At 64.2% G+C, this 346-nt stretch carries 1 protein-coding gene; it reads right to left on the bottom strand.

Annotated elements, in window-relative coordinates:
- On the bottom strand, window positions 1-346 hold a 346-nt coding region (locus tag EXE45_RS18435), incomplete at both ends, for a HAMP domain-containing protein (protein WP_137695169.1).

Below are 346 nucleotides of genomic sequence, written 5' to 3'. Positions count from 1 at the left end.
CGCGTCTCGAGCGTGTCGGCAAATCTTTCTGTCTCACGTTTGGCTTCACGGGCGCGCTTCCGCTCTGCCTCCACGTCCTCGATGCGACCCTTGAGCGCGGTCCGCATCGCGTCGAACGACTCGTATAGCCGGCCGATCTCGTCGTCTGTCTTCGGTTCCAGATCGACATCGAGATCGCCGTTTTCTAGTGCTTCAGCCCGTCGGCCGAGTTCGTCGAGTTCGCGGATCGTCGGCCGTGCGAGGCCCATTCCGACGGCCCCGAGGCCGACGATGGCGACGCCGATAATCAAGAGGATATTTCGCGTCACGGCGGCGTGTGCGGCCGGGTCGACTACCCCGGCCGTCT

Source organism: Halorubrum sp. SP9, assembly GCF_005435015.1.
Taxonomy (GTDB): Archaea; Halobacteriota; Halobacteria; order Halobacteriales; family Haloferacaceae; genus Halorubrum; species Halorubrum sodomense.
The sequence above is the reverse complement of the archived record's forward strand: the minus strand, read 5'-3'. Positions and strand labels throughout refer to the sequence as shown.